The sequence below is a fragment of the Azotobacter tropicalis genome, assembly GCF_059739045.1.
Genome location: NZ_AP046059.1, coordinates 510,129 through 535,943 on the forward strand (window position 1 = coordinate 510,129; position 25,815 = coordinate 535,943).

At 64.8% G+C, this 25,815-nt stretch carries 22 protein-coding genes and 4 pseudogenes; 8 read left to right on the forward strand and 18 right to left on the reverse strand.

The window, feature by feature from the left end:
* Positions 1 to 90 precede the first annotated feature (90 nt).
* Entirely contained in the window at positions 91 to 1,005 is a 915-nt protein-coding gene (locus tag Atro_RS02350; RefSeq protein WP_497926264.1) for a LysR substrate-binding domain-containing protein, read from the forward strand.
* A 64-nt stretch (positions 1,006 to 1,069) separates the two neighbouring features.
* Here Atro_RS02350 and leuD read toward each other — a convergent pair whose 3' ends face one another.
* The 3 genes from leuD to Atro_RS02365 form a co-directional block, all read right to left on the reverse strand.
* Positions 1,070 to 1,678 carry a 3-isopropylmalate dehydratase small subunit gene (leuD, locus tag Atro_RS02355; RefSeq protein ID WP_497926265.1) on the reverse strand — a complete coding sequence of 203 codons (609 nt, stop codon included), beginning with the start codon at positions 1,676 to 1,678 and terminating at the stop codon, positions 1,070 to 1,072.
* A 3-nt stretch (positions 1,679 to 1,681) separates the two neighbouring features.
* A complete protein-coding gene (gene leuC / locus Atro_RS02360) occupies positions 1,682 to 3,103 on the reverse strand; it encodes a 3-isopropylmalate dehydratase large subunit (RefSeq protein WP_497926266.1) in 1,422 nt (473 codons plus the stop codon).
* 141 nt (positions 3,104 to 3,244) lie between these two features.
* Positions 3,245 to 4,471, reverse strand: a complete 1,227-nt coding sequence (locus tag Atro_RS02365) for a YbfB/YjiJ family MFS transporter (RefSeq protein WP_497926267.1) — start codon at positions 4,469 to 4,471, stop codon at positions 3,245 to 3,247.
* 129 nt (positions 4,472 to 4,600) lie between these two features.
* Between Atro_RS02365 and Atro_RS02370 the strand changes: the two genes are divergently transcribed.
* Entirely contained in the window at positions 4,601 to 5,497 is an 897-nt protein-coding gene (locus Atro_RS02370; RefSeq protein ID WP_497926268.1) for a LysR family transcriptional regulator, read from the forward strand.
* Between the two features lie 950 nt (positions 5,498 to 6,447).
* Positions 6,448 to 6,801 carry a cyclophilin-like fold protein gene (locus Atro_RS02375; protein WP_497926269.1) on the forward strand — a complete coding sequence of 118 codons (354 nt, stop codon included), beginning with the start codon at positions 6,448 to 6,450 and terminating at the stop codon, positions 6,799 to 6,801.
* A gap of 79 nt (positions 6,802 to 6,880) precedes the next feature.
* Here the strand turns inward: Atro_RS02375 and Atro_RS02380 are convergent, their stop codons facing one another.
* From Atro_RS02380 to Atro_RS02410, 7 genes and pseudogenes are all read right to left on the reverse strand, one after another.
* Positions 6,881 to 7,345 carry a (R)-mandelonitrile lyase gene (locus tag Atro_RS02380; RefSeq protein WP_497926270.1) on the reverse strand — a complete coding sequence of 155 codons (465 nt, stop codon included), beginning with the start codon at positions 7,343 to 7,345 and terminating at the stop codon, positions 6,881 to 6,883.
* 54 nt (positions 7,346 to 7,399) lie between these two features.
* Positions 7,400 to 9,640 (reverse strand): xanthine dehydrogenase family protein molybdopterin-binding subunit, encoded by a 2,241-nt coding sequence (locus tag Atro_RS02385; protein WP_497926271.1) that lies wholly within the window; start codon positions 9,638 to 9,640, stop codon positions 7,400 to 7,402.
* A 4-nt stretch (positions 9,641 to 9,644) separates the two neighbouring features.
* Positions 9,645 to 10,091 carry a (2Fe-2S)-binding protein gene (locus Atro_RS02390; RefSeq protein WP_497926272.1) on the reverse strand — a complete coding sequence of 149 codons (447 nt, stop codon included), beginning with the start codon at positions 10,089 to 10,091 and terminating at the stop codon, positions 9,645 to 9,647.
* Positions 10,092 to 10,297: 206 nt separating this feature from the next.
* Positions 10,298 to 11,206 carry a LysR family transcriptional regulator gene (locus Atro_RS02395; RefSeq protein WP_497926273.1) on the reverse strand — a complete coding sequence of 303 codons (909 nt, stop codon included), beginning with the start codon at positions 11,204 to 11,206 and terminating at the stop codon, positions 10,298 to 10,300.
* Between the two features lie 101 nt (positions 11,207 to 11,307).
* Positions 11,308 to 12,501: an MFS transporter gene (locus Atro_RS02400; RefSeq protein ID WP_497926274.1), complete on the reverse strand. Its 1,194-nt coding sequence runs from the start codon at positions 12,499 to 12,501 to the stop codon at positions 11,308 to 11,310.
* A gap of 229 nt (positions 12,502 to 12,730) precedes the next feature.
* The gene (locus tag Atro_RS02405; RefSeq protein ID WP_497926275.1) at positions 12,731 to 13,624 is read right to left on the reverse strand and encodes a LysR family transcriptional regulator; all 894 of its coding nucleotides are present in this window, start codon (positions 13,622 to 13,624) and stop codon (positions 12,731 to 12,733) included.
* 118 nt (positions 13,625 to 13,742) lie between these two features.
* Positions 13,743 to 14,024, reverse strand: a pseudogene (locus Atro_RS02410) (NAD(P)-dependent alcohol dehydrogenase); the annotation flags it as partial.
* Between the two features lie 20 nt (positions 14,025 to 14,044).
* On the opposite strand from Atro_RS02410, the gene Atro_RS02415 reads away from it, so the two are divergent.
* Entirely contained in the window at positions 14,045 to 14,362 is a 318-nt protein-coding gene (locus Atro_RS02415; protein ID WP_497926276.1) for a hypothetical protein, read from the forward strand.
* Positions 14,363 to 14,471: 109 nt separating this feature from the next.
* Here the strand turns inward: Atro_RS02415 and Atro_RS02420 are convergent.
* From Atro_RS02420 to Atro_RS02430, 3 genes and pseudogenes are all read right to left on the reverse strand, one after another.
* Positions 14,472 to 15,347, reverse strand: a pseudogene (locus Atro_RS02420) (LysR substrate-binding domain-containing protein).
* Positions 15,348 to 15,414: 67 nt separating this feature from the next.
* Positions 15,415 to 15,729 (reverse strand): hypothetical protein, encoded by a 315-nt coding sequence (locus tag Atro_RS02425; protein WP_497926277.1) that lies wholly within the window; start codon positions 15,727 to 15,729, stop codon positions 15,415 to 15,417.
* 61 nt (positions 15,730 to 15,790) lie between these two features.
* Entirely contained in the window at positions 15,791 to 16,057 is a 267-nt protein-coding gene (locus Atro_RS02430; RefSeq protein WP_497926278.1) for a hypothetical protein, read from the reverse strand.
* Positions 16,058 to 16,829: 772 nt separating this feature from the next.
* Here Atro_RS02430 and Atro_RS02435 point away from each other — a divergent pair.
* Both Atro_RS02435 and Atro_RS02440 read left to right on the forward strand, forming a co-directional pair.
* Positions 16,830 to 17,723: a LysR family transcriptional regulator gene (locus Atro_RS02435; RefSeq protein ID WP_497926279.1), complete on the forward strand. Its 894-nt coding sequence runs from the start codon at positions 16,830 to 16,832 to the stop codon at positions 17,721 to 17,723.
* Between the two features lie 1,870 nt (positions 17,724 to 19,593).
* Entirely contained in the window at positions 19,594 to 20,610 is a 1,017-nt protein-coding gene (locus Atro_RS02440) for a substrate-binding domain-containing protein (RefSeq protein WP_497926280.1), read from the forward strand.
* 92 nt (positions 20,611 to 20,702) lie between these two features.
* On the opposite strand, the pseudogene Atro_RS02445 reads toward Atro_RS02440, so the two are convergent.
* Positions 20,703 to 20,830: pseudogene (locus tag Atro_RS02445) on the reverse strand (IS5/IS1182 family transposase); the annotation flags it as partial.
* Positions 20,831 to 21,084: 254 nt separating this feature from the next.
* Entirely contained in the window at positions 21,085 to 22,017 is a 933-nt protein-coding gene (locus Atro_RS02450; RefSeq protein ID WP_497926281.1) for a LysR family transcriptional regulator, read from the reverse strand.
* 92 nt (positions 22,018 to 22,109) lie between these two features.
* On the opposite strand from Atro_RS02450, the gene Atro_RS02455 reads away from it, so the two are divergent.
* On the forward strand, positions 22,110 to 22,889 hold the full coding sequence (locus Atro_RS02455) for an NAD(P)H-dependent oxidoreductase (protein ID WP_497926282.1): 780 nt from the start codon (positions 22,110 to 22,112) through the stop codon (positions 22,887 to 22,889).
* A gap of 6 nt (positions 22,890 to 22,895) precedes the next feature.
* A pseudogene (locus Atro_RS02460) lies at positions 22,896 to 23,210 on the forward strand (LysR substrate-binding domain-containing protein); the annotation flags it as partial.
* A gap of 166 nt (positions 23,211 to 23,376) precedes the next feature.
* On the opposite strand, the gene Atro_RS02465 reads toward Atro_RS02460, so the two are convergent.
* The 3 genes from Atro_RS02465 to glcC form a co-directional block, all read right to left on the reverse strand.
* The gene (locus tag Atro_RS02465) at positions 23,377 to 24,408 is read right to left on the reverse strand and encodes a substrate-binding domain-containing protein (RefSeq protein WP_497926283.1); all 1,032 of its coding nucleotides are present in this window, start codon (positions 24,406 to 24,408) and stop codon (positions 23,377 to 23,379) included.
* Between the two features lie 44 nt (positions 24,409 to 24,452).
* Complete coding sequence (locus tag Atro_RS02470) at positions 24,453 to 24,758, reverse strand: hypothetical protein (protein ID WP_497926284.1); 306 nt, start codon at positions 24,756 to 24,758, stop codon at positions 24,453 to 24,455.
* 169 nt (positions 24,759 to 24,927) lie between these two features.
* Positions 24,928 to 25,707, reverse strand: coding sequence for a transcriptional regulator GlcC (gene glcC / locus Atro_RS02475; RefSeq protein ID WP_497926285.1), 780 nt, complete (start codon positions 25,705 to 25,707; stop codon positions 24,928 to 24,930).
* Between the last annotated feature and the right edge of the window lie 108 nt (positions 25,708 to 25,815).

Here is a 25,815-nt window from a genome sequence, read left to right on the forward strand (position 1 = left end):
GCCTTTGGTTGGGATAGGAAACGGAGGTTTGCCCGGCTCTCGGCTGTTATCTTCCGCCCTCCGTGCGAAAACCGGCCAGATAGGTATCCAATGAGCACAGTACGTGACCAATTGCCCCTGCCCGAAGACCTGCGCGTCTTCCTCACCGTGATCCGCAAGCAAGGCTTTGCCGCGGCGGCGGAAGAGCTGGGGCTGTCGCCGGCCTATGTCAGCAAGCGCATTCGAATCCTCGAGTCGACCCTCAAGGCGCGTCTGCTGCATCGCACCACCCGGCGCATCGCTCTGACCGAGGACGGCGAACGCGCCCAGCGCTGGGCGGTGCGTATCCTGGGTGACCTCGACGACCTGTTCGACGAGTTGTCCCAGGTCCGGCAGACGCCGCGCGGTCTGCTGCACATCAGCAGTACCTTCGGCTTCGGGCGCAACCACGTGGCGCCGGCCATCTCGCTGCTCGCCGAGCGCTATCCGGAACTGGAGATCCGCCTGGAAGTGTTCGACCGGGTGGTGGACATCGTCGGCGAGGGCTTCGACCTGGAGATCCGGGTCGGTGACGATCTGCCCAGCCAGCACATCTGCAAGCGGCTGGTGAGCAACAAGCGGGTGCTCTGCGCCACGCCGGACTATCTGGCGAGGTGCGGTACACCCACCAACCTGGACGACCTGCAACGCCACGATTGCCTGGTACTCAAGGAGCGCAACAATTCCTTCGGCGTCTGGCAGCTTTCACGCAATGACAAGCCCATCAGCGTGCGCGTCAGCGGCCCGCTGTCGTCGAACAACGGGGAGATCGTGCTGGAGTGGGCGCTGCACGGGCGGGGCATCCTGTTGCGCTCGCTGTGGGATGTGAAGCCGCTGCTGGAGCAGGGGCGGCTGGTGCAGGTGCTGCACGATTACACCCAGAGCGCCAATGTCTGGGCGGTCTATCCGACGCGGCTGGCCAATTCGGCGAAGCTGCGGGTCTGCGTCGAATTCCTCGAGCAGCACTTCAAGGGAATTTCCCTGTAGGCAGGTTACGGACGCACGCTGCGAACCGCGACGCCGGGGACGGCGCGCGGTTCATGGGCAGGGGTCAGGCGAGCCAGGGGTTTTCCTGCAGGTGCCGGCGTTCGAAGGCGCGGATCTGCTCGGCCCGCTGCAGGGTGCTGCCGATGGCATCCAGTCCCTGGATCAGCGCCTCCTTGCGCAGCGCATCGATCCGGAAGCCGATGGCCCGGCCGTCCTGCAGGCGGATCTGCTGGGCCGGTAGATCGACGGAGATCTGGTTGCTTTCCGGCTGGCCGACCACCCGGCCCAGCTCGCGCAGCTCATCCTCTTCCAGCTTGATGGTGAGCACGCCGTTGCGCTGACAGTTGTCGTAGAAGATGCCGGCGAAGCTGGTGCCGATCAGCGCGCGGATACCCAGCTGCTTGAGGCCCCAGACCGCATGCTCGCGGCTCGAGCCGCAGCCGAAGTTGGGGCCGACCACCAGAAACTTCGCGCCTTGCCAGGGGCTCTGGTTGAGGATGAATTCCGGGTTCGGCGCGCCGGACTCGAGAAAGCGCAGGGCGAAGAACAACCCGCGATCCAGGCCGCTGCGGTCGATGCCCTTGAGGAACTGCTTGGGCATGATCACGTCGGTGTCGACGTTGGCGGCGAGGAAGGGCGCGGCCTTGCCGCTGACGGTGAGAAAGGGTTCCATGCTTCAGGCCTCCGGAGACAGCGAGCGGACATCGGTCAGGCGACCGGCTAGGGCGGCGGCGGCGACCATCGCCGGACTCATCAAATGCGTGCGCGCACCGGCGCCCTGACGCCCCTCGAAGTTGCGGTTGGTGCTGGAGGCGCAGCGATCGCCGGCGTCCAGCACATCGTCGTTCATCGCCAGGCACATGGAGCAGCCGGACTGGCGCCACTCGAAGCCGGCGGCGAGGAAGATCTTCGCCAATCCCTCGGCTTCGGCCTGGGCACGTACGGCGGTGGAGCCGGGCACGATCATCGCCCGCACGCCGGAGGCGACCTGGCGGCCCTTGACCACCTCGGCGACCTGGCGCAGGTCCTCGATGCGGGCATTGGTGCAGGAGCCGATGAAGGCATGACTGATGGCGATTTCGTCGAGCCGCTGCCCGGGTTCGAGCCCCATGTAGTCCAGGGCGCGTTGCAGGTCTCGGCGGCGAATCGGGTCTTCTTCGCAGGCCGGATCGGGCACCCGGGCACCGATGGGGGCGGCTTGGTCCGGGCTGGTGCCCCAGGTGACCATCGGCTGGATGGCCGCGGCGTCAATCGAGACCTCGCAATCGAACACGGCGCCTTCGTCGCTTTTCAGCGCGCGCCATTTGGCCACGGCCTGCTCCCAGTGCTCGCCCTTCGGTGCGCGGGGCTTGTCCTTCACGTAGGCGAAGACCTTGTCGTCCGGAGCCATGAAGGCACCCCGGGCGCCGGCCTCGACCGCCATGTTGCAGATGGTCATGCGTGCCTCGACGCTCAGCGCATCGATGGTCGAGCCGGCGAACTCGATGGCATAGCCCGTGGCACCGGAAGCGCCGATCCTTTCGATCAGCGCCATGATGATGTCCTTCGACACCACGCCCAGTCCGAGCGTGCCCTCCACGGTCACGCGCATGGTCTTCAGGCGCTTGTAGACCAGGGTCTGCGAGGCCAGCAGGTGCTCGATCTCCGAGGTGCCGATACCGAAGCCGAAGGCGCCCAGGGCACCGTAGGTGGTGGTGTGGCTGTCGCCGGCGGCGACCACCATGCCGGGCAGGATGAAGCCCTGTTCCGGAGCGACCACGTGCTCGATGCCCTGGCGCTTGTCGAGCACATCGAACAGCTCGATACCGAAATCGCGGCAGTTCTCGGCCAGGTAGGACACCTGGCGGGCGCCGCCATCGTCGGGCATGGCGGCAATGCGCTGCGGCGCGGTCGGGTTGACGTGATCGACCACGGCGAGCGCAGTTTCCGGACGCCAGACGCTGCGTCCGGCCTCGCGCAGACCGCTGAAGGCCTGGGGGCTGGTGTATTCGTTGAGGACCTGGCGGTCGATATAGAGCAGTACGTGGCCGTCGTCGTCGAGCGGGCACAGGGTGTGCGAGTCGATGTGCTTGTCGTAGAGCGTTCGTGGTTGTTTCATTCGTTGGGGCTCGCTGTTTTATGGCCGTGCGAGAGTCCCGAGCCTGGCAGCGCAAGACCCGGAAGACTTCCCCTTCAAGAATATTGAACACTTCTTTGCCATCAATGGCGTATTCGTAATGTATTTATACACATTTCATATTCAATCAGCCGTGGTCGCGCCGGTTCCCGTGGAAGGGCGGACGATTTCCTTGAATACCAGCAGCAGATCCAGCGCCAAGGCCAGGCCAATGGCGCCCATGGCGACGGAGAACAGCAGCGCGTACTGGCCGTGGCTGGCGGAGAACAGCGCCGAATAGGCGTAGCCGGCCAGGGCCTGGAAGCTCGCGAAGGACACGGTGGCACGGCTCCAGGTGGCGTTCTGCCGGTGCTGGTCGGCGACCAGCTGATGTACGCGGGCCAGCGCCAGCGGCACGATGCCGGGCGGAAACGAGCCTATCACCAGCGCCGCGACGGCCAGCAGGCGCAGGTCGGCGACCGTCGCCAGTACCGCGAGAGCAGCGGCCTGGGCCAGCAGCACCAGGCGGATCGCCGAGCGCGCGCCCCAGCGGTCGGCCAGGAAACCGTACACCACCGGCCCGACGATGGCGCCCACCCCGTACAGCGTCCAGATCAGCGCGCCGCTATGGCTGCCGGCGTCGAGGCCACGGCTGACGTAGTCGACCAGGAACATCATCGGCGCCACCAGCCCGGCGGCCATCAGCGCGTATTGGGCAAACAGCACGTAGATGCCCGTCGAGCCGCGTACGGCGGATGCGCTCGAGCTGGCCGGCGCATGCGGGTTCTCCCGAGGCCAGCCGAACCAGCTGGTGGCGGTCAGCAGCAGCGCTACCCCGCCCAGGCCCAGCCAGGCCTGCAACAGGCCGAAGGAGAGCAGGAACGGCACCAGGCTGCCCGAGCCGGCGATGCCCAGGCCGACGCCGAGGAAGATCGCGCCGCTGGCCAGGCCGCGACGGTTCGGCGCGACATGCGGCAGGATGGTGCTTGCCGCAAGCACCATGATCACCCCGCCGGCGATGCCGGACAGCAGGCGCCAACCGAAAAACCAGGCCATGGACAGCGGTACGGCGCAGGCGAGGAACGACAGGGCCACCAGCACCATCATGGCGCGCAGCACGCCGGTGCTCGACCAGCGGGCGGCGAGCGGCCGTCCTCCCAGCGCGCCGATGAGATAGCCGGCGAGATTGGCCGCCCCCAGGTAGGCCACCACCGATGGCGAGAACCAGTGCGCTTCGATCAGCGCGGACATCAGGGGGGTATAGGCGAAGCGGGCAAGGCCGATGCCGACCAGGCTGGCGCACAGACCGGCCCAGATCGGCAGCCATGGCGAAGGGCGGTTGGTAATGAGAGAGGAGCGTTCGGCATTCATGATGACCCCCTTGCGCCTGTCGAGACGCGCAGTCAGTGGCGATAGGGGGAGCATAAGGGCGCTGATTGCTGAAATAATGCAGCGATTTCAATTGCCATACATGCAAATTTGCATCACCGAGGACTCCTCATGAACTGGGACGATGCACGGATCTTTCTCGCCCTGTGTCGCGAGCAGACCCTGCGGGGCGCGGCCCGGGTGCTGGGTGTCGACCAGGCCACCGTCGGACGCCGGCTGGCCTCCCTGGAGCACGCCCTGGGCGCCACCCTGTTCCTTCGCACCTCCGGCGGTTACAGCCTGACGGCCGCCGGCGAAGTGGCGATGGCCGCAGCGCTGAACATGGAGGCTTCAGCTGCCGAGTTGCAGCGGCAAATCCTCGGCATGGATGAGCGCATGAGCGGCGTGGTGCGGATCACCACCACGGACTCGTTCGCCATCGATATCGTCATCCCGGCGATCGCCCGCCTGCACCGGGCGCATCCCGGCATCGAGGTGCAGCTGCAGGCCTCGACCCAGCTGCTCAATCTGAGCAAGCGCGAGGCGGACATCGCGGTGCGCACCCTCAAGCCGGAGAACCCCGATCTGATCGTGCGTCGCGTCGCGCGCTGGAGCAGTGCCATCTTCGCCTCGGCGGACTACGTTCAGGCTCGCGGTATGCCCGAGCCCGGCACGGCATTCGCCGGGCATGACCTGGTGCTCTACCAGCCGTATCTGGACAGCGGCAAAGAAGTGACCCTGGCTTCCGAACCCATCACCCATGGCCGCATCGCCATGACCTGCACTTCCGGCCTGCTGGTGAGGCGCGCGGTTGCCAATGGCCTGGGCATCGGCGAGATCCCGCTGCCGCTCGGCGAGGCCGACGGTTTGCTGCGTCTGTGGCCCGCGCGCGCATGCCCGCCCTACGACATCTGGCTGGTGACCCACAAGGACGTGCGCCATACCGCCAGGGTCCGGGTGGTCATCGACGCTATCGTCGAGGCATTCGCTGCAGTAGGCTCGGAAAGCACGGCCGCGCTCCGCGTGTAGCCAAGGCCGGCTGGCAAGAGCAATCACCATGCGATGTACGTGCGAAGAACCCCTCCAGTTCAGACGCGGTATCGCGTTCTATAACGGCGCGCGGAGCGTGCGCTTCGACGAGCAGTGGGTGGCGGTTCCCCTGGCGTTGTTCCGGAGCAGCCTTCCACGCAGAGGGCGGTTGATCGGCGGTCGAACAAAGCCAGGGTCAAAGCGGGCAGGCAGAGGTTTGTCTGTCGGGACTGAACCCGTTAGCCAGCGTGGGGTGGTCACCTGGCCCGTGCCTCCCACACCACACCGGCAATGGCGACCATCGAGAGCAACGTCCAGAAGTGCAGTTCAACATCCATGGCAGACCTCCACAGCAATATCACTGAGCGATCACCAGTGACTTCTACTCCTTGGCTGCAAGGAGCGGAACTGAGTTTGTTAAATCGATTCAGCTACCGTAATAGAGGGATCGGATACTGCCACGTTGCCGATGTGCGGCCGACCGACTGTGTGGCGCGAAGAGGAAGAACCCATGCGGCGGGATGTCCTGTTCAACCTGGCGTGCCATGCGGCCGATCGGGCGATTTTCAGGTAGAGAAACTTTCCCTCGATGCCCGGCTCGTCTGAAGACGCGACTTGCCACTCGCTAAAGCATGTTTGCCCTGACTCGTACTTGTAGGCTGGGCCAGGTCAGTGCCACAGCGCAATCACGCTCCCTCGGCTCCATTCATGAGCGCTATTCATGGCTTCATTCGCTGCCAGCGGATCAATGCGTGGCGGATTTCATATATAGATGGCGCCGCGACGAGAGAACTCCAGGAGGCGCCATGCCGGTCAGGCTTTTCAGAGCGCGGTTACTACCGATAGCGGCCTTGATGGCCTCCATGGCGACGATTTCGGCCAACGCCGGAACGGGCACTGGCACAGATCATCCTGACACGCGATCGCCCGTCCTTCGCCAGGAGAACAGCATGCAGATCAGCATCGAGATAGAGGGAACCACCATCACCGCGACACTCGAGGATAGCGAGGCCGCCAGGGACTTTGCCTCTCTGCTGCCGCTTTCGCTGATGCTCGAAGACTATGCCGCCACGGAGAAGATCAGCGATCTGCCGAAGCCTTTGTCGACCAGCGGCGCGCCCGCCGGTATCACCCCCAAGGTTGGCGATCTGGCCTATTACGCTCCGTGGGGAAACCTCGCCATCTTCCACAAGGACTTTCGCTACTCCAGCGGCCTGGTGAGGCTGGGCACGCTGGATTCCGGAGTCGAACTCCTGCGTCGCCCGGGAGCCTTCAAGGTCACCATCCGCAAGCTCGAGCGCTGAGGCCGCAGCGCTGAACCCGACGGCAGCGCTGCCGTCGGATGGCAAGGGAGAGCAGCCGGGCGCTTCGCAAGGGTGGGCGTCACTGCCTGTACTGTTCGTCGCCGACCTGCTCCAGCCATTCGACATTCTTGCCATCGACGGCCTCCTGGAGGGCGATATGGCGCATGCCGTTGCTGGCGGTAGCCCCGTGCCAATGCTTGACGCCAGGGGCGATCCGCACCACATCGCCCGGCTCGATCACTCGCCTTTCCTTGCCCCATTCCTGTACCCAGCCCTTGCCGGAGGTGACGATCAGCGTCTGCCCGCGTGGATGGGTATGCCAGGCCGTGCGGGCGCCCGGCGCGAAGGTGACGTGACCGCCGCTGACCTGGCTGTATTCCGTGGGGCTGAACAGCATGTCGACCACGACGGCGCCGGTGAAGTAGTCGGCCGGGCCCGCCATGCTGGCCTGGTCGCCATTGGGTATCACCTCGATGCCATCGGCGAGCGCGGCGCCGGTGCAGAGCTGGGCGAGAAACAAGGTGGCCTGGAAGGGACGCTTCATGGTCGGCGGTTTCCTTACGGGTAGCGGAGGATGGGATGAGGCCGGGCCGGCGCATCACGCGCCAGCGAAGCGGGTCCTGGACAGGGGAAGGCTGCGCACGCGCTGCCCGGTGAGCGCGGCCACCGCGTTGATCACGGCCGGCGGGACGCTCGGCAGTCCGGGTTCGCCGACGCCGCCCATGGGCGCGCCGCTCTCGACGATGCGCACATGCACGCGGGGCATCCGGCCGGGCGGCAGGATGGCGTAGGCGCCGAAATTGCGCGCGCGGGGCATGCCGTTCTCGTACACGACCTCCTCCAGCAGGGTGGACGAAAGCCCCAGTGCCACGGCGGACTTCACCTGGGCCTCGACGATGGCGGGGTTGACGATGCTGCCGGGGTCGAAGGCCACCCAGACCTCGTGGACCACCACCGAGCCGCTTTCGATGGACACCTCGGCAATGGTGGCGACCTCGCTGCCGAACGGTGACGCCATGGCCACACCCCGGGCGCGCTGGCTGCCGTCGCCGGCGGTGAAGGGACCTCGTTTCCAGCCGCCCGAGAGCTCGGCGACCGCCTGCAGCAGCGCCTTGTGCCGCGGTTTGTCCGCCAACAGGCGCAGGCGCAGCGCGTACGGGTCCTGCTTGCCGGCATCGGCCACTTCATCGAAGAAGGACTCGTAGAAGAAGTCGTTCATCGAGTGCCCGACCGAACGCCAGAAGCCAATGCTGGGCGGGTGTTCCAGGTAGACCTGTGCCACGCGGCGGTTGGGAATGGCGTAAGGCTTCTCGGCGATGCCCTCGACCGCCGCGTCGTTGGCCTTGTCCGGCTGGCGGCCGAACCAGCGCTCGGTGGGGCTCTCGCCGACGGCCTCGGCGTACAGGGCCTGCGGCAGGCCGTTCTCGTCGATTCCGGCGCGAAAGCGCGCCAGGCCCATCGGCCGCAGCGCATCGCGCAGGAACTCCTCTTCGCGGCTCCAGATCAGTTTCACCGGACGTCCGACGGCCTTGGCCAACTGGATGGCCTGGGGAAAGGGGTTCGCCGTGCCGTAGAGGAAGTGCCGGCCGAAGAAGCCGCCCAGCGGCGAGGAGTGGAGGATGACCTTGTCGGGGGCGATGCCCGCGACCTTGGCGGCGGCCTGCTGGAACAGCTCCGGCGCCTGGTTGGGTAGCCAAAGCTCGAGGGTGCCGTCCGCGTTCCAGCGGGCCAGTGCCGATGGTGGCTCCAGTTGGCCGTGGGCCAGATAGGGCGCGTCGTAGGTCGCCTCGATCACACGGCTGGCCTGCTCCAGCGCCTTGGCGGCATCGCCGCTTTCCTCGGCGGCGATGCCCGGACCGGGAGCGGCGGCCAGCGCGGCGCGCATGCCGGCGGAGGAAAAATCGGCGGGCATGGCGTGCGGGGTGCCCGGCGCGGCGTCCTTCCAGCCGACCTTGAGCGACTCCACGGCGCGCCGGGCCTGCCACCAGCGTTGGGCCACCACCGCGACGGCGCCGGGCAGGCGATGGATCGAGTGCACGCCCGGCATCGCCTTGACCTCCGCCTCGTTGGCGATGGCCTCGGGCTCGCCGCCCATGCGCGGTGCATGCTGGACAGCCGCCAAGAGCATGCCGTCGACCTCCAGGTCGATGTTGTAGGCCACCTTGCCGGTGGACTTGTCGCGGGCGTCGAGGCGCGGCACGGGCTTGCCGATCCAGCGGAAGTCCTTCCTGGCGCGCAGGGGCACCTGCTCGGGGGGCGACAGCTCGGCGGCGAGGGCGGCCAGTTCGCCGTAGCCCAGGGTACGGCCGGAAGCCTCGTGCACCACGGTGCCGGGTTGCGTGGTGAGGCTGTCCGGCGGCACGTCCAGCCTGGCGGCGGCGGCCTGCAGCAGCATGTGGCGTGCGCAGGCTCCCAGGCGGCGCATCACCTCGTAACTGGAACGTACCGAGAAGCTGCCGCCCGTGAAGCGGGCGCCATTGACCAGCAGGTAGTCGGCTCCCGGCGGCGCGCATTCGACGGAAAAGCGCTCCGGCGTGATATCGAGTTCCTCGCCGACGATCTGTGCGAAGGCGGTGTCGATGCCCTGGCCGCCTTCGACGAAGGGGCTGCGCAGCAGGGCCGTGCCGTCCGGGCGGATTTCCAGGAAGGCCGGAATACGGGTGCCCGGCTTGATTTCGGAGGCCTGGCTCTGGGCGGCTCTGACCATCTTGGCGGGCAGCAGGACGCCCAGGACCAGGGCGCCCAGGGAGGCCCCCAGGAACCGGCGGCGGGAGAGATTGCAGGGCTTGCCGTCCGTGGGCAGGGCTTCGGAAAGCTGAGGCATGTTCATCGGCGTCATCTCCTCAGCCCTTGGCCAGTTGCCGCATGGCATCGGCAATCGCGTTGTAGGTGCCACAGCGGCAGAGGTTCACCATGGCCGCGGCGATTTCCGCCTCGCCGGGCCTGGCGTTTTGTTTCAGCAGGGCGGTCGCGGTCAGCACCTGGCCCGACTGGCAGTACCCGCACTGCGGCACCTGGTGCTCGACCCAGGCCTCGACCACGCGCTTGCCCACCGGGTCTTCTTCGATGGCCTCGATGGTGGTGATGGCCTGGTTGGCCACGCTGCTCACCGGCATGACGCAGGAGCGGATGGGGCGACCATCCGCCAGTACGGTGCAGGCCCCGCACTGGGCGACCCCGCAGCCGTACTTGGTGCCGGTCAGGCCCAACTCCTCGCGGATGACCCAGAGCAGCGGCGTATCGGGGGACACATCCACCTGGTGCTTCTGCCCATTGATCGTCAGCTCCATAGGTTTTCTCCTCGGATGGATGGGTACGCGTCAGGCATCGCAGTGTTCTTGACTCGCCGGGAAGTGGCCCGGTCGCAGTCTCCGGATATTAGTCCAGACGAAATGCCAGCCCCGATAGAGGGGAAAATTGCATGGACCTATGTGTCCCATCGATTAATCGGCATGGGACGGCGGCTGCGTGACCTGCGCGCGGGCCTGACCCCGGCCTACGTCTCGTAACGCAAGGCCGCAATCAGCAGGGACATGGCTCCCGAGGGTTGCCGGCGGCTGGGGTAGTAGAGGTGGTAGCCCGACCAGTAGGGGCACCAGTCTTCCAGTACGGATACCAGGTGACCGGTGCGGATGTAGGGCAGCGCCATGTCCTCCGGCACGTAGGCCATGCCGAGGCCGGCCATCGCGGCGTCGAGGCAGTCGTAGATGCTGTTGTAGGTGAGCTGGCCGTTCACGCGGACGTCCATCTGCCGTCCGTCTTTTTCGAACTCCCAGGCCCAGCGTCCTCCGTAGGTGGGCAGGCGCAGGTTGATGCAGTTGTGCTGCATCATGAGGTCATCCGGCGTTCCGGGGAGAGAATGGCTGGCGAAGTATCCTTTGGTGGCCACCACGGCAAAGCGGATGTCCGGGCCGATGCGTAGCGCGATCATGTCCTGCGCGACGATCTCGCCCAAGCGAACGCCGGCATCGAACCGCTCGGCGGCGAGATCGACCAGGCCACTGTCGGCAAACAGTTCGACCTGGATACCCGGATACTTCGGCAGGAATTTCTTCAGTCTGGCTGCCAGCACGCTACGGATCGCGTGATCCGAGGCGGTGATGCGGATTGTCCCCATGGGGCTGTCGCCCAGCGCCGACAAGGCGGACATCTCGGCATCGATTTCCTCCAGCTGCGGAGCGACCGTCTCCAGCAGCCTTTCGCCAACCTCGGTGGGCGAGACCGTGCGCGAGTTGCGCGCCAGCAGGCGAGCGCCGAGCTTCGTCTCCAGCGCCCGCACGGCATGGCTGACGGCCGATTGCGACAGGCCAAGGTGCGCCGCTGCCCGGGTGAAGCTCTTTTCGCGGGCCACGGCAACGAACGCCACCAGTCCGCCGAAGGACTCCCGCAGGATGTCGTCTCTCATGCCCGCTCAGTCTTCGTCATACGCATGGCGCAACCATACCACCGCCGTTCTTCAGCCAAGACGCCCTCATGTCGGGCCGGGAGCGAGCCGCGGCTCTGAGCTCAGGCCCGTGCCGGTTTCCTGATCCGGGTGCCGTTGCCGATGACCAGCGCGGAAAGGACCAGCAGGACCGCGCCTCCCACCAGGGGGGCAGACGCATTCACCTGGTCCAGGAGCTGGCCGCCCAGTGCGCCGCCCATCATGATCGCCAGCTGGATCGAGGCGACCAGCAGTCCGCCGCCGCTTTCCGGCTCGTCATCGATTTCCCTGGCCAGCCAGGTCGACCAGCACACCGGTATGGCCGCGTTCAGTGCTCCCCAGCCGACCATCATGGCCGCCACTGCCCAGAAGAGATGCCCGGCCCCCATCATGGCCAGGGTGACGGCGGCGAGGGCCAGGGGGAGATAGCGCAGGAGCGGGTAGAGGCGCTGCCGATGGAGCATGGCGCCGGCGAAGTGGGTTCCCGCGAATCCGGCCAGGCCCAGGCCGAGCAGCAAAAGCGACAGCTGGCTCGGACTCACGCCCATCTCGGCTTCCAGGAAGGGGCGGAAGTAGGTGAAGGCGCCGAACGCACCCGCGAACGTCAGCATGGTCGAGAGCATGCCCAGGGCGACGTGCCGGCGTTTGAGCAGCCCGAACAGGCGGGTGACCGGGATGGCCGCCCGCGGCGGCATCGAGGGAAGGCTCCTGGCCTGCCAGAGCAGATTGGCGATCACCAGCGGCACGAGGCCGCCGAACACGACCCGCCAGCCGAACAGTTCCCCCACATAGGCCCCGATCGGTGCGGCGAACGCCGTGGCGATGGCATTGCCCATGTAGATGGCGCCAAGCGCCTGCGGCACGCGCTCGGCGGGCACCAGGCGGATGACGGTCGCCGTGGCCAGCGACCAGAAGCCGCCGATCGCCAGTCCCAGCAAGGCGCGGGCCGTCATCAACAGGGAAAAGTCGGGCGCCAGGGCGATCATCACCAGCGACAGCAGCATCAGCAGGGTCATGCCCATCAGGACGTGCCGGCGGTCGAAGCGTCCGGCGATCGGCGCGATGAACAGGCTGGACAGCACCGCGAAGAAACCGGACACCGAGATGGCCTGTCCCGCCAGGCCCTGGGTGGCCTGCAGGTCTTCGGCGATCGGGGTCAGCAGGCTGACCGGCATGAATTCGGAGGCGATCAGCATCGCCACGCAAAGCGCCATGGAGCCCACGGCACTGCCCATCTGTCGTTGGGTCGATTCAAGTTCGAGAGTTGAAGTCGTCATCGGTTTTACTCTGGCAATGCGCAACCCGGCACCGCCTCGCGGAGGAGGAGCGCAACATGGTCGAGGTCAGGTGGAAGTGCGGCCGGGTGTGCAGGATGTCGCGAGCGGGATGGTTCGCTGGCTGCCGCTGTTGGAGCCTGATGATAGAGAGGCCGGGCTGCTCGAAGAACACCGGATGCCGAATAGAGCCATGAGCCGAAGTAATCAATCCAGCGGGTTGCGGGCGAGGCTATTCCCCATAGCGCAGCGCCTCGATCAGGATCTGCATGGCCCGCGAGGTTTCGCGCTGGCTGGAGTAGTAGAGGTGATACCCGGGAAAGGTGCGCCACCAGCTCTTCATCACCGGCAGCAGGCGTCCGGATTCGAGATGCGGGCGGGCCAGGTCTTCGGGAACGTAGGCCAATCCAAAGCCCGACAACGCGGCGTTCACGATCTGGTAGATGCCGTTGAACACCAGTTGGCCGTCTACCCGCACATTCAGCTCGCTCTGGTCCTTCTTGAGTTCCCAGGCGTACAGGTTGCCCCGCGTCGGCAGCCTGAGATTGATGCACGCGTGGTCCGTCAGCTCCTGGGGGCTGGCAGGCATCGCGTGTGCGGCGAAATACGACGGCGCGCCGACGATGGCGAATTGCAGGTCGGGCGCGATGCGCACGGCCGAGCTGTCCCTGGTCAAGCCGTCGCCCAGGCGCACGCCGAAGTCGTACCTGCCCTGGACGATATCGGTGAGGGCGTAGTCGGAACTCAGCTCCACCTTGAGCTTCGGGTAGGCGCTCAGAAGCTCGGCGAGCTTCGGCCACAGCAGCGTGTCGATGGCGTGCTCGGTGGCGGTGATGCGGAGCGTGCCGGCGGGCGTTTCGCTCAGCTCGGCGACATGCCGCAGCTCGGACGCGATGTCCTTGAACCGCGGGGCGACCACGCGCAACAGCCGTTCGCCGGCCTCCGTGACCGATACGCTGCGCGTGGTCCGCGTCAGCAGCCGCACCCCGAGCCGTGCCTCCAGTCCACGGATCGTATGGCTGAGCATCGACTGGGAGATGCCGAGCCGGGCGGCGGCGCGGGTGAAGCTGCGCTCCTCGGCAACGGCCATCAACGCGAGCAGATCGCTGTAGTGTTCCCGGGGCATCGATTCGTTCCAGGCAGGGACGGTGGGATTGTACCCGCCGGATACCCCGGCGGCCGATGGCGCCTGCCGGGGGCGAAGGTGGCTCCGGGGGGGCAGTACGCGGTGAAACCGCTCCCGGTCAAACCGCCAGGGTGGCGGAGTCGATCACGAAGCGGTACTTGACGTCGCCCTTGAGCATCCGCTCGTAGGCCTCGTTGATCTGTTCGGCCCTGATCAGCTCGATATCCGCGACGATGCCATGCCCGGCGCAGAAGTCGAGCATTTCCTGGGTTTCCGGGATGCGGCCGATCATCGAGCCGGCGATCGAGCGGCGCTTGAAGATCAGGTTGAACACATCGGGAGACGGGTGGGGCGAGGCCGGCGCGTCCACCAGCGTCAGGGTGCCATCGCGCTTCAACAGGCTCCCGGGAAGGGAAATCAGTGGCTGTGCTGGCCGACCGCGTCGCCGGGCGCCGGGGTCTCGGGTTGCCGGTACGCATCAGCAGAGTCATGAGGAAACCGATCACCAGCAGGGCGCTCAGGAACAGCAGGCCGTTGCCGGCACTCTGGCTGTCGCCCTTGACCAGGCCGATCATCGACGGGCCGACGAAGCCGCCGAGGTTGCCCACCGAGTTGATCACGGCGATCGACACCGCGGCGGTGGAGCGGGTCAGGAACAGCGTCGGCAGTGCCCAGAACGGCGACTTGAAGGCGTACAGGCCGGTCAGCGCCAGGCAGATCATGCCGATGGCGACATGAGGCTGATCGTACGAGCGGGGTGGGGGCGTGAAAATTGAAGTATCGCCAAGGGAGCGTTCGCCGATGGAGAACGCTTCAAGTACGGCTCATGGCCGCGAGAGCCGAACGGTCACTGGCGCAGGTGATCGATCAGGGTGCGCAGCGTCGGCGAGGCCGCGTCGTACTTGCGAAACACCATCAGCAACGAACGCCGCGCCCAGGGTTCGTCGAGGGTCACCATGCGCAGTCCGTGGCTGCGCAGGTACTGGCGCACCACGCTGCGCGGCAGTACCGCCAGGCCCATGCCGGCCGAGCCGGCACATGCAGTCGAAGCTGCTGATGCGTACTCGCAGCCTCAACGGCTTGCCCAGCGCCTCCACCTCGCGGGTCAGCAGGGCGTGCACCGCGCTTTCCAGGTGCGGGCCGACGAACTCGTGGTCGAGCACTTCTTCGAAGCGGATCGACGTGCGGGCGGCCAGGGGGCGGTCGGCGGGCATCACCAGGGTCAGCTCGTCGCCGCGGTAGGGCCGGTATCCAGGCCCTGGGCCGCGGTCTGCATGGCTATGATGCCGAACTCGGCGCGGCCGTCGGCCACCGCGCGGACCACTGCCGAGCCGACCCGCTCCTCGATGTCGAACTTGATCTCGGGATAGCGGGCGACGAGGCCGGCGATGTCCTCCGGGAGGAATTGCGACAGCACCGAGGTGATGGCATGGATATGGATATGGCCCTTGACGCCGCTGGCGTACTCGCTGAGCTCGTTGTCCAGCCGGGCCAGGGTCTGCTTGACCTGGCGGGCATGGAACAGCAGCGACTGCCCGGCCGGGGTCAGCTCGACACCGCGGGCGTTGCGGATCAACAGGGGCAAGCCGACCTGGTCCTCCAGTTCGCTGATGCGCTTGCTCACCGCCGAGACCGCCAGGTGCTTGAGGCGCACGGCGCGGGTGAGGTTGCGTTCCTGGGCGATGGCGATGAACAGGTCCAGGCTGGTGAGGTCGTAGCGCATGGCAGAACTTCCCGTCGAATGGCTACAGGATAACCGGCGAAACTCGCGGACAGGTCGCAGAAATCGCTCAGCGAGAGAAGGGCGTACGCTGAGGCAGTTCCCGGGCGGAGCGGCGGGCGCGTTCCGGGAGGTCCGCCATGTCCACGCCGAGCAGTTGTCCGTCCTGCTTGACGATCCGGCCGTCCACCAGCACCGTCCGGGCGTTTTCCGGCCGCGCCGAGTAGACCAGCAGCGCGGCCGGGTCGCCGCCGCCGAAGCCGCCCAATGCCGGGTCCAGCGTCATCACGTAGCCGCCCTGTACGAGCAGCGCCTCGTCCGCGGACCCGGCACCTGCCTGCCAGGACAGGCAGGCGATCAGCAGGAGGGACAGCAGGCGCGCCATGGCCGTCCTCCGGCGCAGCGACAGCGGATGCTGCGAGCGAAGCGAGAGGGCGGGCAGGATATCAAGGCTCCCCGTCACTATTATTTTTGTGCCGCACGAGCCGGCCGGCGAGCCACAGCATCCCGACAAGCAGTGCCGAACAGGCAAAGAACAGCGGAAAGACCGCCAGCAGTGCGATATACAACGCCGCCGCCAGGAGGGAGAGGAAAACATGAAGGCCCTGCCTGATGCACCTAAAGACGATAGGCACTGGCGGCTTTGGATTTGCCAGGGGCATCGGTGTGTTCGTCCAGGCTCGATCGATTTCTTTCAGATCGTTCAGGTTCATGGCTACACCTCCTTGTGGAATGCCGGAGCTGTGCTCGCGTTTTCTTCAGTTGCGCCTCCACGTACCGGTGCAGGGCGATGACGAGCAACTCGAATCCGCTACGCAAGCTCCCTCTACGCTCGCCGAGCCATCCTGGAGCGCTGCAATAGCTCGCCTGGTGGCCTGGGTAAGTCCCTTCCTCTGGTAAATCTAGGGGGCATTTTCCTTTGAATCCAATCGAAACATTCATTCCCAGCCGATGATTCGAGGAAATCACGGCCGGACAGCCCGGCCAGTGCGCGGATCGCCCGCTGGGCACCTCGTCGTCCCGGATCAAGGGCGACAGGCTTTCCGGGGCGATGCGTGCCAGGCTGATGGCCTTGAGTTGCGGGTCGATTTTTAGGAAGAATTTCCCCGAGTTTTGTTTCTATTGAGCCTGCAAATGCGCCTTTTCGATGATTTCGGTGCTGATGTCATGGGGCTTGCGGATCAGCTTGGAGGTTTCCTCCGGCGACAGACGCTGGCGCTGCGCAGACACACCCTCAAGACTGGGTCGAAAAGGGCGCGGCGGATGGTTTCACGCTGTACTCCGCGCTGCCCGACAGCTTGCAGTACTTCACCGAACTGGTCGTGCCCGTCAACCGCTACAACGCGAAACGCCTGGCATGAGGCCCTGGCCGGCGCCTGTCGTCTTCCGTTTCCTGCGGCGAGCCGTCCTATCGCACTGGTCCGGCAAGAGGAACGAAACTATTATTTTTAAACATTTTCTATTTCCTCATTATGTCCCTACCGAATGAAGCTTGATGACATAACGGCCTTCATGTCGGCGGTCCGCTGCCAGTCCATCATTCACGCTGCCGAGTCGTTGCAGCTGACCCAGCCGGCGATCACGCGACGCATCCAGAATCTCGAGCATGACCTGGGGGTCGAATTGCTCGACCGCAACACCAAGCCGCTCAAGCCGACCGTCATCGGCTTGCGTGTCTACAAGCAATGCCTGGCGATTCTGTGCGAGATGGAAAACCTGCGCGAACTGGTGGCCAGCGACCGGCCGCCCAGCGGAATGTTGCGCATCGGCGTTCCGCAGGCCTTGAGCGATGTCGTGCTGCCGCATGCCTTCAAGCAGCTGAAGGCGGCCTATCCGGACCTGCACACCCAGGTGTCCACGGATTGGGGAAGCCATCTGCTCGGTGGCATCGAAAAGGACGAACTGGATGCGGCCGTCGTGTTCTTCCCGTCCCGCAAGGTGTTCCCCGGCAGTGTGGTGGCCAACAGCCTCGGCAGCATGAACCTGCTGGTGGTCTGCGCGAAGGAGCAGGCGCCCAAGCGTCCCTGCAAGCTGGTCGACTGCTACCAGAGCGGCTGGGTGTTGAATCCCGACGGTTGCGGATTCCGCTCCAGCCTGCAGCACACCCTGATGGAGCAGGGGCTCGAGCTGCGGGTCAACCTGGAAACCTTCGGTGTCGAGCTGCAACTGGGCCTGATCGCCGACGGCCTGGGCCTGGGGCTGGTTCCTGGGCCGCTGCTGGAGCGCAGCGCCCATTACGAGCGGCTGGCCGTGGTGAGTCTCAAGGATTTCAAGCCGATGATCGACCTGTGGCTGCTGCAGCCGCGTTTTCTGGGCAACTTGCAGGAACCTGTCGCTTTTTTCCAGAAACTGATCGGGCAGACGCTGAGTTTTCTTTGATCGTTCCGAAGGAAACGGGGCCGCTTTTCCCTTGCTTGAAGAGGTGGCCTGAGGGGGAACCGGAGATCCATCGATTCCGAGCGCAGCACTTCGCTGCCGCGGTCACGATCGAGCTTGACGCTGGTGTGCGATCACACCAGTGGTCATTTTGCTTGCCTGGCCGATGGCCAACTGCCGAAAGCCTGGCAGTGAGTCCGGAGAGACGGGGACTCGAGCATGGTATGAGCGTCTCAGGCATTGCGGTCGAAGCCCATTATCGCCTTCCCATCGATCTGCCTGAGTCACCCTGCCACAGTGACGGCATGTCACGGTGACGTGGTCCGCCGTTTGGGTACACACTGCAGATGGTCATCACTGTGAGCTTTCTGCTTCTTGCACGCCTTGCCGGCATGTTGTCCTCCAGCAGCATCGCCGGCTTCTTCTTTTATCGGCTACTGCCCATGGCGCCCCCGCCACCCGTTCCTACATTCATATCCCTCTGCCCGAGCCGCCCATCCCCCAGGCGCGACCGTTCAGCCGATACGCGGTAAACGAAGCGGCGAAATGATGTTAGGGTCCTCGCCGCTGTAATTGGCAGGACGCCAGTTGCTGCTGCCGTTGTGTGCCCCCGCTGCCGCTGCCTGTCGGCCGGGGGCTTTTTATCGTTCAGGCTGCTTCCCGCGCGTGGCTGATGTAGAACGCGATAGTCCGGATGGGGCGCCAATCGACTTGGGTGTGGAGATGAGGTCTGGGAGCGCAGCGATGCACTGGACGGCCGTCTTTCTCCGGCGCACACAAAAACGGCGAGGGATTAGCCTCGCCGTTCGATGTTTCCTTCCGTCCGTGTACTCGTCATCCTGACGAATTATTCGCTTATCCTGCGACGTTCCCTTGGCTGCCATCCATGGGCCTGCGTCGTTCCATCGACGTCTTGGTGTGGGTCAATCTACCGAGACGGTCGCTGCGCACCAATTGGGCAAGTTCTCGACCTGTTGTAGGTGATGGCTTACAGAGGAGAGCAGCAGGGCTATCTCCTGTCTGTGGCGATATTTTGCTATGCAAAAAAATCCCTCCGCAAGGGAGGGGAAAAGGTACTCGTGTAAACCACGCACCTCCGAGTACATGAAGCTCTTATAAGTCTAGACAGATCACACGCGTAAACATTCAATATATTTTTGCTATGCAAAAAAAATCTATCTGGAAGCCCCTTGGGGGAGATGCTGCTCAGCCAATTAGATGGCAGGACTTTATTCTGCTTGCGCACTCGCTCGGAGAGACCACGCCTGAAGGCCTGAAAACCGCCTTGCCACGCGTTTTGGGATGAGACGGCGCTTGGCTGTTCTCTCCCATAGCCGCCATTGCCGGATCGGTGCAGCCTGTCGGGCCCAGCGCCCCGGTGTCTCGCCGATGCACAGGTGCAGTGCCGTAACCGAAACGGTGTTTACTCGCGACGCAAGGCGCGGGTAAGCTGCCCTGGCGTTTAGTAGCAGTAGGGAAACCTGCGCTGCCGCGCCGTTGGAGCCCCCGGTTCTGTCGAAAGGCAGGCCCGGGGGCTTTTCTTTTCTGTCACCAATGCAATGCAAGAAATTTGAAACGATTCAGCAGGCAGTGCACGGAGCGGCTACGCTTTCAAGGTCACTGCGGCGCCTGGAGAACTGCCGCCCTTGCCCTGACTGCTGCCCGGCGCAGTCGGGGTTTTCTTTTCATACCGCCGGCGCCATGAGGCGGTCTGTTCTTACAGAGATGGATAAAATATCTATTCTAGGGGGTCGCAGAGTGTTGTACTCAGCGATGTAGGTCCGGATGGCGTACTCCATACTCCAGAACGATCCTGCTACCGCTGAAACCTATGACACGCCAACCTGCATATTGGGACCCGCAAGGATCGGCCTTGAACAAGCCGCTCGCTCTCTGCCTTCTATCCACTATGGGTTTGCTCTGCGGATTGCTGCTCACCAGTCCAGCCACCGCCGAGCCCTTGCAGTTCGCGATGATCCCCAAACGCGTCGATCAGCGCTTCTTCATTTTGGCTGGCGAGGGCTGTGCCGAGGCTGCCCAGACCCAGGGCGATACCTGCCTATTACTGGGCTCCTCCGGGCCGGCGCATTTTCGCTTGCAGAACAAGGTGCTGGAGCAGGCCCTGGAAAGGGATCTGGATGGCATAGCCCTGGCAGTGACCCATTCGAAATGGCTGGCCGAACACGCTTTGCAATGGGCCAGCAAGTTACCGCTGATCACCTTCGATGCAGACTTGAGTCCTGCAGAACAGCACCTGCGCAGGGGCTACGTCGGGATCGACAATCTGGCGTTCGGCCGTCATCTCGGCAGGCTTGCCCAGCATTTCAGGCCCCAGGGCGGCAGGCTGTGCGTCTTGACCGGCGAATTGCAGGACACCTATCAGCAGGAGCGCCTGCAAGGCATCCGCCAGCAGCTCAGCGCTATTCCGAACCATCAATGGGGCGACCGGCTGAACGGAGAGAATGGCTGGAGCGAGCCGCATCGCTGCCCGCTGGAGCGCGCCGAGACGCCGGAAGGCGCGCTGCTCCAACTCACTACTTTGCTGAGCACCCGCCACTTCGACGCGATCATCAGCCTCGGCAATTGGCCGGTCCATCACGCCGACAGATACCGTCAGCAGGTCGGCCCGCTGCTCGCCGAACTCGATGCCCAAAATAGCCACCCGGCCATCATCATCGCCTCAAGCGAGCCGGATGCGGCACAGCGCGCATTGCTCGACGAGGGGCTGGTCCAGGCCTACCTGGACATGAACAGCCGTGAGATCGGCCGACAGAGCTACTGGATGCTCAAGCGCCTGGCACGCGGCGAGCCCATCGCCGAGAAATTTCTCATAGACAGCTACATCGTCTACCTGCCCAAAGCGCCACCGACCGTGACCGTGAAGCCATGACCATGAGGTAGGCCCAGGGCCTTCCGACGCCGAGAACCGGCCAACAGCCCGCAGGGCGACCTGTCCTGTTCCGGTGTCTTCCCAGGGCCTGTTCAGAGTCTTTTGAGTAGAGGGCACACGAAAGCCAGGTGGACGAACTGCAAGCTGGTGTTGAGCAGCCGCTCGCCGTTCTTCCACAGCCGCCTGTTTTTTCCAGCCAAGCGGAACTGCGCTCGACAATCCGGATCCAGCGGCCGGCATGTCAGTGTCGACGAGCAGGAGCAGGGCACCGTGCTGGCCTGCTGTATCCAGGCGCAGAGCGGCTTGAGTCTGAAGGTGCTGGGCAAGTTGAGGAAGTCGGTCTGCAAGGGGTCGCTTCCGCTGGCGCAGATGCCGTCGGGATCCCCGACGGGAGACAGGCACGCATGGAGCCGATTGGCGCAGGCGAGTGCCGGGCCGATCGGTTTCGAGAAGTGCAGTGCTGTGGTCTGCGGCCTAATGACCCGGCCGCATCTGTTCGATTCCCGGTATGCCGCCAATTTGCTCGGCGAGAAAGTCGACCAGTAGCCGGACTCGGGTAATGCCTGCACGCTCCGGGACAATCAGCATGCTCAGCGGGACGGCGGGCAACGCATAGTCCGGGAGGATTGCCTCAAGCCGCCCGGCCGCCAGCAGATCGTCGATAAGCCATTGATGGGCCGGTGCGATGCCTCGTCCTGCGGTCAGCGCCTCGCGCACGGCAAGCCCGTGGTCGACCCGAAATCGCCCTCCGAAGGGCACCGCATGGCGCACGCCGTCCGGCCCCTGCAAGGTGAGGATATCGCTTCCCGCCACGTTCGACATGCGGATGCCTTCATGGCCGGGCAGGTCCTGCGGGATCGTCGGCCTTCCTCGCGCTGCCAGATAATCTGGCGCCGCCACAAGTAGACGCCGGGACTGGCCGAGGCTTCGCAATTTCATGGAGCTATCGGTGAGCGGCCCCAGGCGAAGCGCGATATCGACGCCTTCCCGGACGAGGTCTACGCGCTCGTCGGTGAGGCTGAGATCGATCCCGATGTCGGGGTAGCGATCCTGAAACGCGAAGATCAACCGGCCGATGTGCAAGACCCCGATAGCCGCCGAGCAGGATATCCGAATGGAGCCGGCCGGCGCCCCGCGCGTGCCCCGAGCCTCGTCGCCAGCCTGCTCAACGAGGCGCAGAATCTGGACGCTGTTGACGTAGTAGCGACTTCCTTCGTCGGTCATCGTGACACGCCGCGTTGTCCTGCTGAGCAAAGGCACGCCGATGGCCTCCTCGAGCTCCTGCAGATGCCGCGTGATCGTCGATTGCCCTACCCCAAGCTCACGCGCGACGGCCGACAGACTTCCGCGCTCGGCTACACGGACGAAGGTGCGCATGCGCTCGAGGGTGATATCTGGCTTATCCATTATTCGGCATAGTCTTATGTATTACCAAGCTATAGAGGATAGCCTGTGCATTAGCTTACCTTTAAGTCAACGTCCCCTCTGAGGAGCTGACCATGAAGGTGCTGCTTGTTTTCGCCCATCCCGAACCGCGCTCGCTCAACGGCGCGCTCCGCGACATAGCCATCCAGGAGCTCAAGGCCCAAGGCCACGAGGTGCAGGTGTCGGATCTCTATGCTGACGGTTGGAAATCCATGGTCGACCGTGCCGACTTTCCGTCACTGGCGCCAGAGGTGCGTTTCAAGCCTGCCAAGGCCTCCGGTGAAGCGTTTGCCAACGATTCGCTCACCGCCGATGTCAAGGCCGAGCAGGCAAAGCTGTTGTGGGCCGATGTCTTGATTCTCCAGTTCCCTCTCTGGTGGTTCTCCATGCCGGCCATCCTCAAGGGGTGGGTCGACCGGGTGTATGCCTATGGGTTCGCGTACGGCGTCGGCGAACACAGCGACAAGCGATGGGGGAACCGCTACGGTGAAGGCACTTTGGTGGGGAAGCGTGCCATGCTGCTCGTGACCGCTGGTGGCTGGGAGGAGCATTACACCGCCCGCGGAATCAACGGGCCAATCGATGACCTGCTGTTCCCGATCAATCACGGCATTCTTCATTATCCGGGCTACGACGTTCTTCCGCCGTTCGTAGCCTACCGAGTCGATCGTCTCGATGAGACCGATTTCGAGCCCATTGCCGAGCGTCTGCGTGAGAGAATGCGGACGCTCGCAAGCACCCCGCCCATTCCTTATCGACGCCAGAATGGCGGCGACTATCTTATCCCGACCATGCAGCTTCGTTCCGAACTCGGCGATCCGGGCGCGACTGGCTTTGCGCTTCATCTGCAGTAGCATGTTCGCGGCGTGGTGCCGACTCCGACCGGCCAGGCGCTGCTGCGCCATGCCCGCCAGCTGATGCGCGACATGGAGCGCCTGCAGGGCGAGCTGAGCGAATACGCGGAAGGGGCGCGGGGCCACGTACGCATCCTGGCCAACGTGTCCTCGATCATGGAGTTCCTGCCCGAGGAGATCTCCGAGTTCCTGCTGGCCAACGAACATATCTAGGTGGACATCGAGGAGCGCTTCAGCCCGGATGTGGCACGCGGGGTGGCCGAGGGCAATGCCGATCTCGGCATCTGCCGCAAATCCATGGCCAGCGGCGATCTGGAGTTCAACCGCTCCGACCGTTCCGGCGACCGCAAGAGCTACCTGCTGGGCTGCATGCTGGCCGCGGCGGTGGGTTACGGGCTTGCCTGCTTCTTTTCCGACAACGCCCTACTTCCGCCTGTCCCTGGCATTCGAAACCTCGGCGCCTCGGCAATGCGCTGGCGTATGGCGCCTATCTGCTTGGCTGAGCATCCAGCGCGGGCGGCTCAGGGCCACCCGCCGTCTTGGGCAGATAGGCATGGGTATCGACGAGAATCCTTTCCGGAGCGTCGAGGCCCTGCGCCAGGCGCTTCATCATCCAGTAGGCCTGGCGGCCCATTTCACGGCTCTCGATGCTCAGACAGGCCTTGATCAGCCCCTCGTCGAGCAGAGCCTGCTGTGCCGCATCGAACTCGGGGGTGGTGACGATGAGGGCCGGGCGCATGCCCTTCGTATCGAGTTCGGCGAGCAGCGGGCCGAGTTGCCGGCGGAACTCGCCGGGGCGATGCACCGGCCAGCTGCCGAGACTGACGATGATGTCGGCTTGGGTGGAGTTCAGCAGGGTGGTGAGCTGGAACAGCACGCTCTGCTGATCATTGGCGCTATACAGCGGACAGCGGTCCAGTTCGTGCCAGCCGTTCTCGCCGGCAAGCCGTTCGACTTTGCCATCACCGCCCTCGATGCCGCGCAGCTGCTGACGGACGCCTTTGAGGCGCTCCTGGAGGTTGGGGTCCCGCGGGCTGGCGCTGAGGATGCACAGCCTTCCGCCGTGCGGCCGGAGGCGCTGGGCGAGCCGGCCGAGCTGCCGGCCGAAGGCCAGATTGTCGAGCCCGACATAACCCCGGCGCAGATGCCGTTCGCCGGGTCCCAGATCCGAGTCGAAGGTGATCAACGGTGTCTTGCCCAGCCGTTTCAGGGCATGTTCGGCCAGCCACTTCGAGTGGATCACCGACAGGGCGATGCCATCCAGATCCTGACCGAGCGCCTGCTCCAGGGCTTGGTTCTGCAGGCGGAAATGCGCCGGTCCCGCGGCGCCGAGCAGCCGGCAGGTGTCGCCTTGAGCCCGGGCGGCTTCGGCACAACCCTCGCCGACCAGACGAAAGAAGGGGTGGTCGATCCGTTTGGCGAGAATCGCGAACTGCAAGGGCTCGGCGGGAGAGGCGAGGGGCAGCCCGCAGAGCAGGACGGCAGCGCAAAGGAGACGAGAAAAGGGCTGATGCTTCACGACGAATCCTTGCAGAGTTCAGCAAAGCAGCCGAAATCATACGCTCAAATCCCCTCTTCATCAGGGCAAGGCAAGTGCCCTGGAGCCGCCTGCTGCCAGGGTGGTTCCCTGCGCCTCAACTGAAGCCGTTGTACCGCGAAGATTTGAAATTGAAGATCATCAGGAAGTTGGCCAGGAACGCACCCAGCAAGGAATGGAGCATTCTCGATGGGACGAAACAGGGCGCCGAAGTTGCCCTCGCCGAAACTCAGGTTGTTCTCGCGCTGGATGATCTCGACGAAGATCGGGCCGATGATGTTCCTGGTGAAGATCTGCAGCAGGTAGCCGTCCTGGTCGCCGTCGACCAGCACGTGGTATCAGGCTGTCGCCGATGCCGTAGATGGCCGGGTAGGGCAGGTCGCAGTTTCGATGCGGCGGCCCGCCAGTTCAGCGACCGTTGGGGGCCACGCCTGCTGCTGTTTTCGGTAATTTCAGTCTGGCGCACTGATGCCGTAAGGAGGGGGAGTCCATTTCATCGCTCTAGTTCCAGCCTTCCAGGCGCATTGTCGCCCGCACCAACCGCTGTTCCTCCTGTTCGATCTCCTTGAGGCTGTCGCGAATGCTGTGGATATGCTCACGGGCAGCCCGCTGTGCCTGGCTCGGCTGGCGCTCGCAGATTGCGTAGTAGAGACGCGCATGCTGCCGATCGATCTGCCGCTTCTGCACTGGCCGGTGATAGAGATTGTTCACCGAGGCGAATACCGTGCTCAGCATCAGTTCGCTGAGCGACTGCAGCGTGTGCACCAGGATCGGGTTGTGCGAAGCCTCGCTGATCGCCAGGTGGAACGCATGGTCCCGGCGCGCGTGCTCGCGCGGATCGGACGGCCGGGGCTCGTGGTCGAGGGCGAGCATTGCCTCGTAATGGCGCTTGAGCAGGATCAGGTCCGCGTCGGTCGCCCGTAGCGCGGCGAGCCGGGCCGACTCGCCTTCGAGCAGCGAGCGCACCTCCAGCAGGTCGTAGAGGGTGCGCGACTGGGAACTGAACAGGTGCATCAGCGGCGAGGCGTCGGCGACGCGGTTCAGGTCCGCCACGAACGAGCCGCGTCCATGCTCGGTGTCGATGATTCCCCGTCCGCGCAATATGCGCAGTCCCTCCCGCAGGGCCGAGCGCGAGCAGCCGAGCTTCTCCACCAGCCGCCGCTCCGAGGGCAATGCCTGCCCCTTCTTCAGCACACCGTCGACGATCAGGCGCTCGATGCGTTCCGCCACCTGGTCGGCGATCCGCTGCCCCTTCTGATTCCCGCCACTTCCACCGCTCATCGACCCGCTCCACAACTGGTAGGACCACAAACCGGACAGGCGAAAAATATAGGGCGCATCCTCCCACTAACCAAGTATTTACCGCCACTTCAGTCCGCGACACAGCAG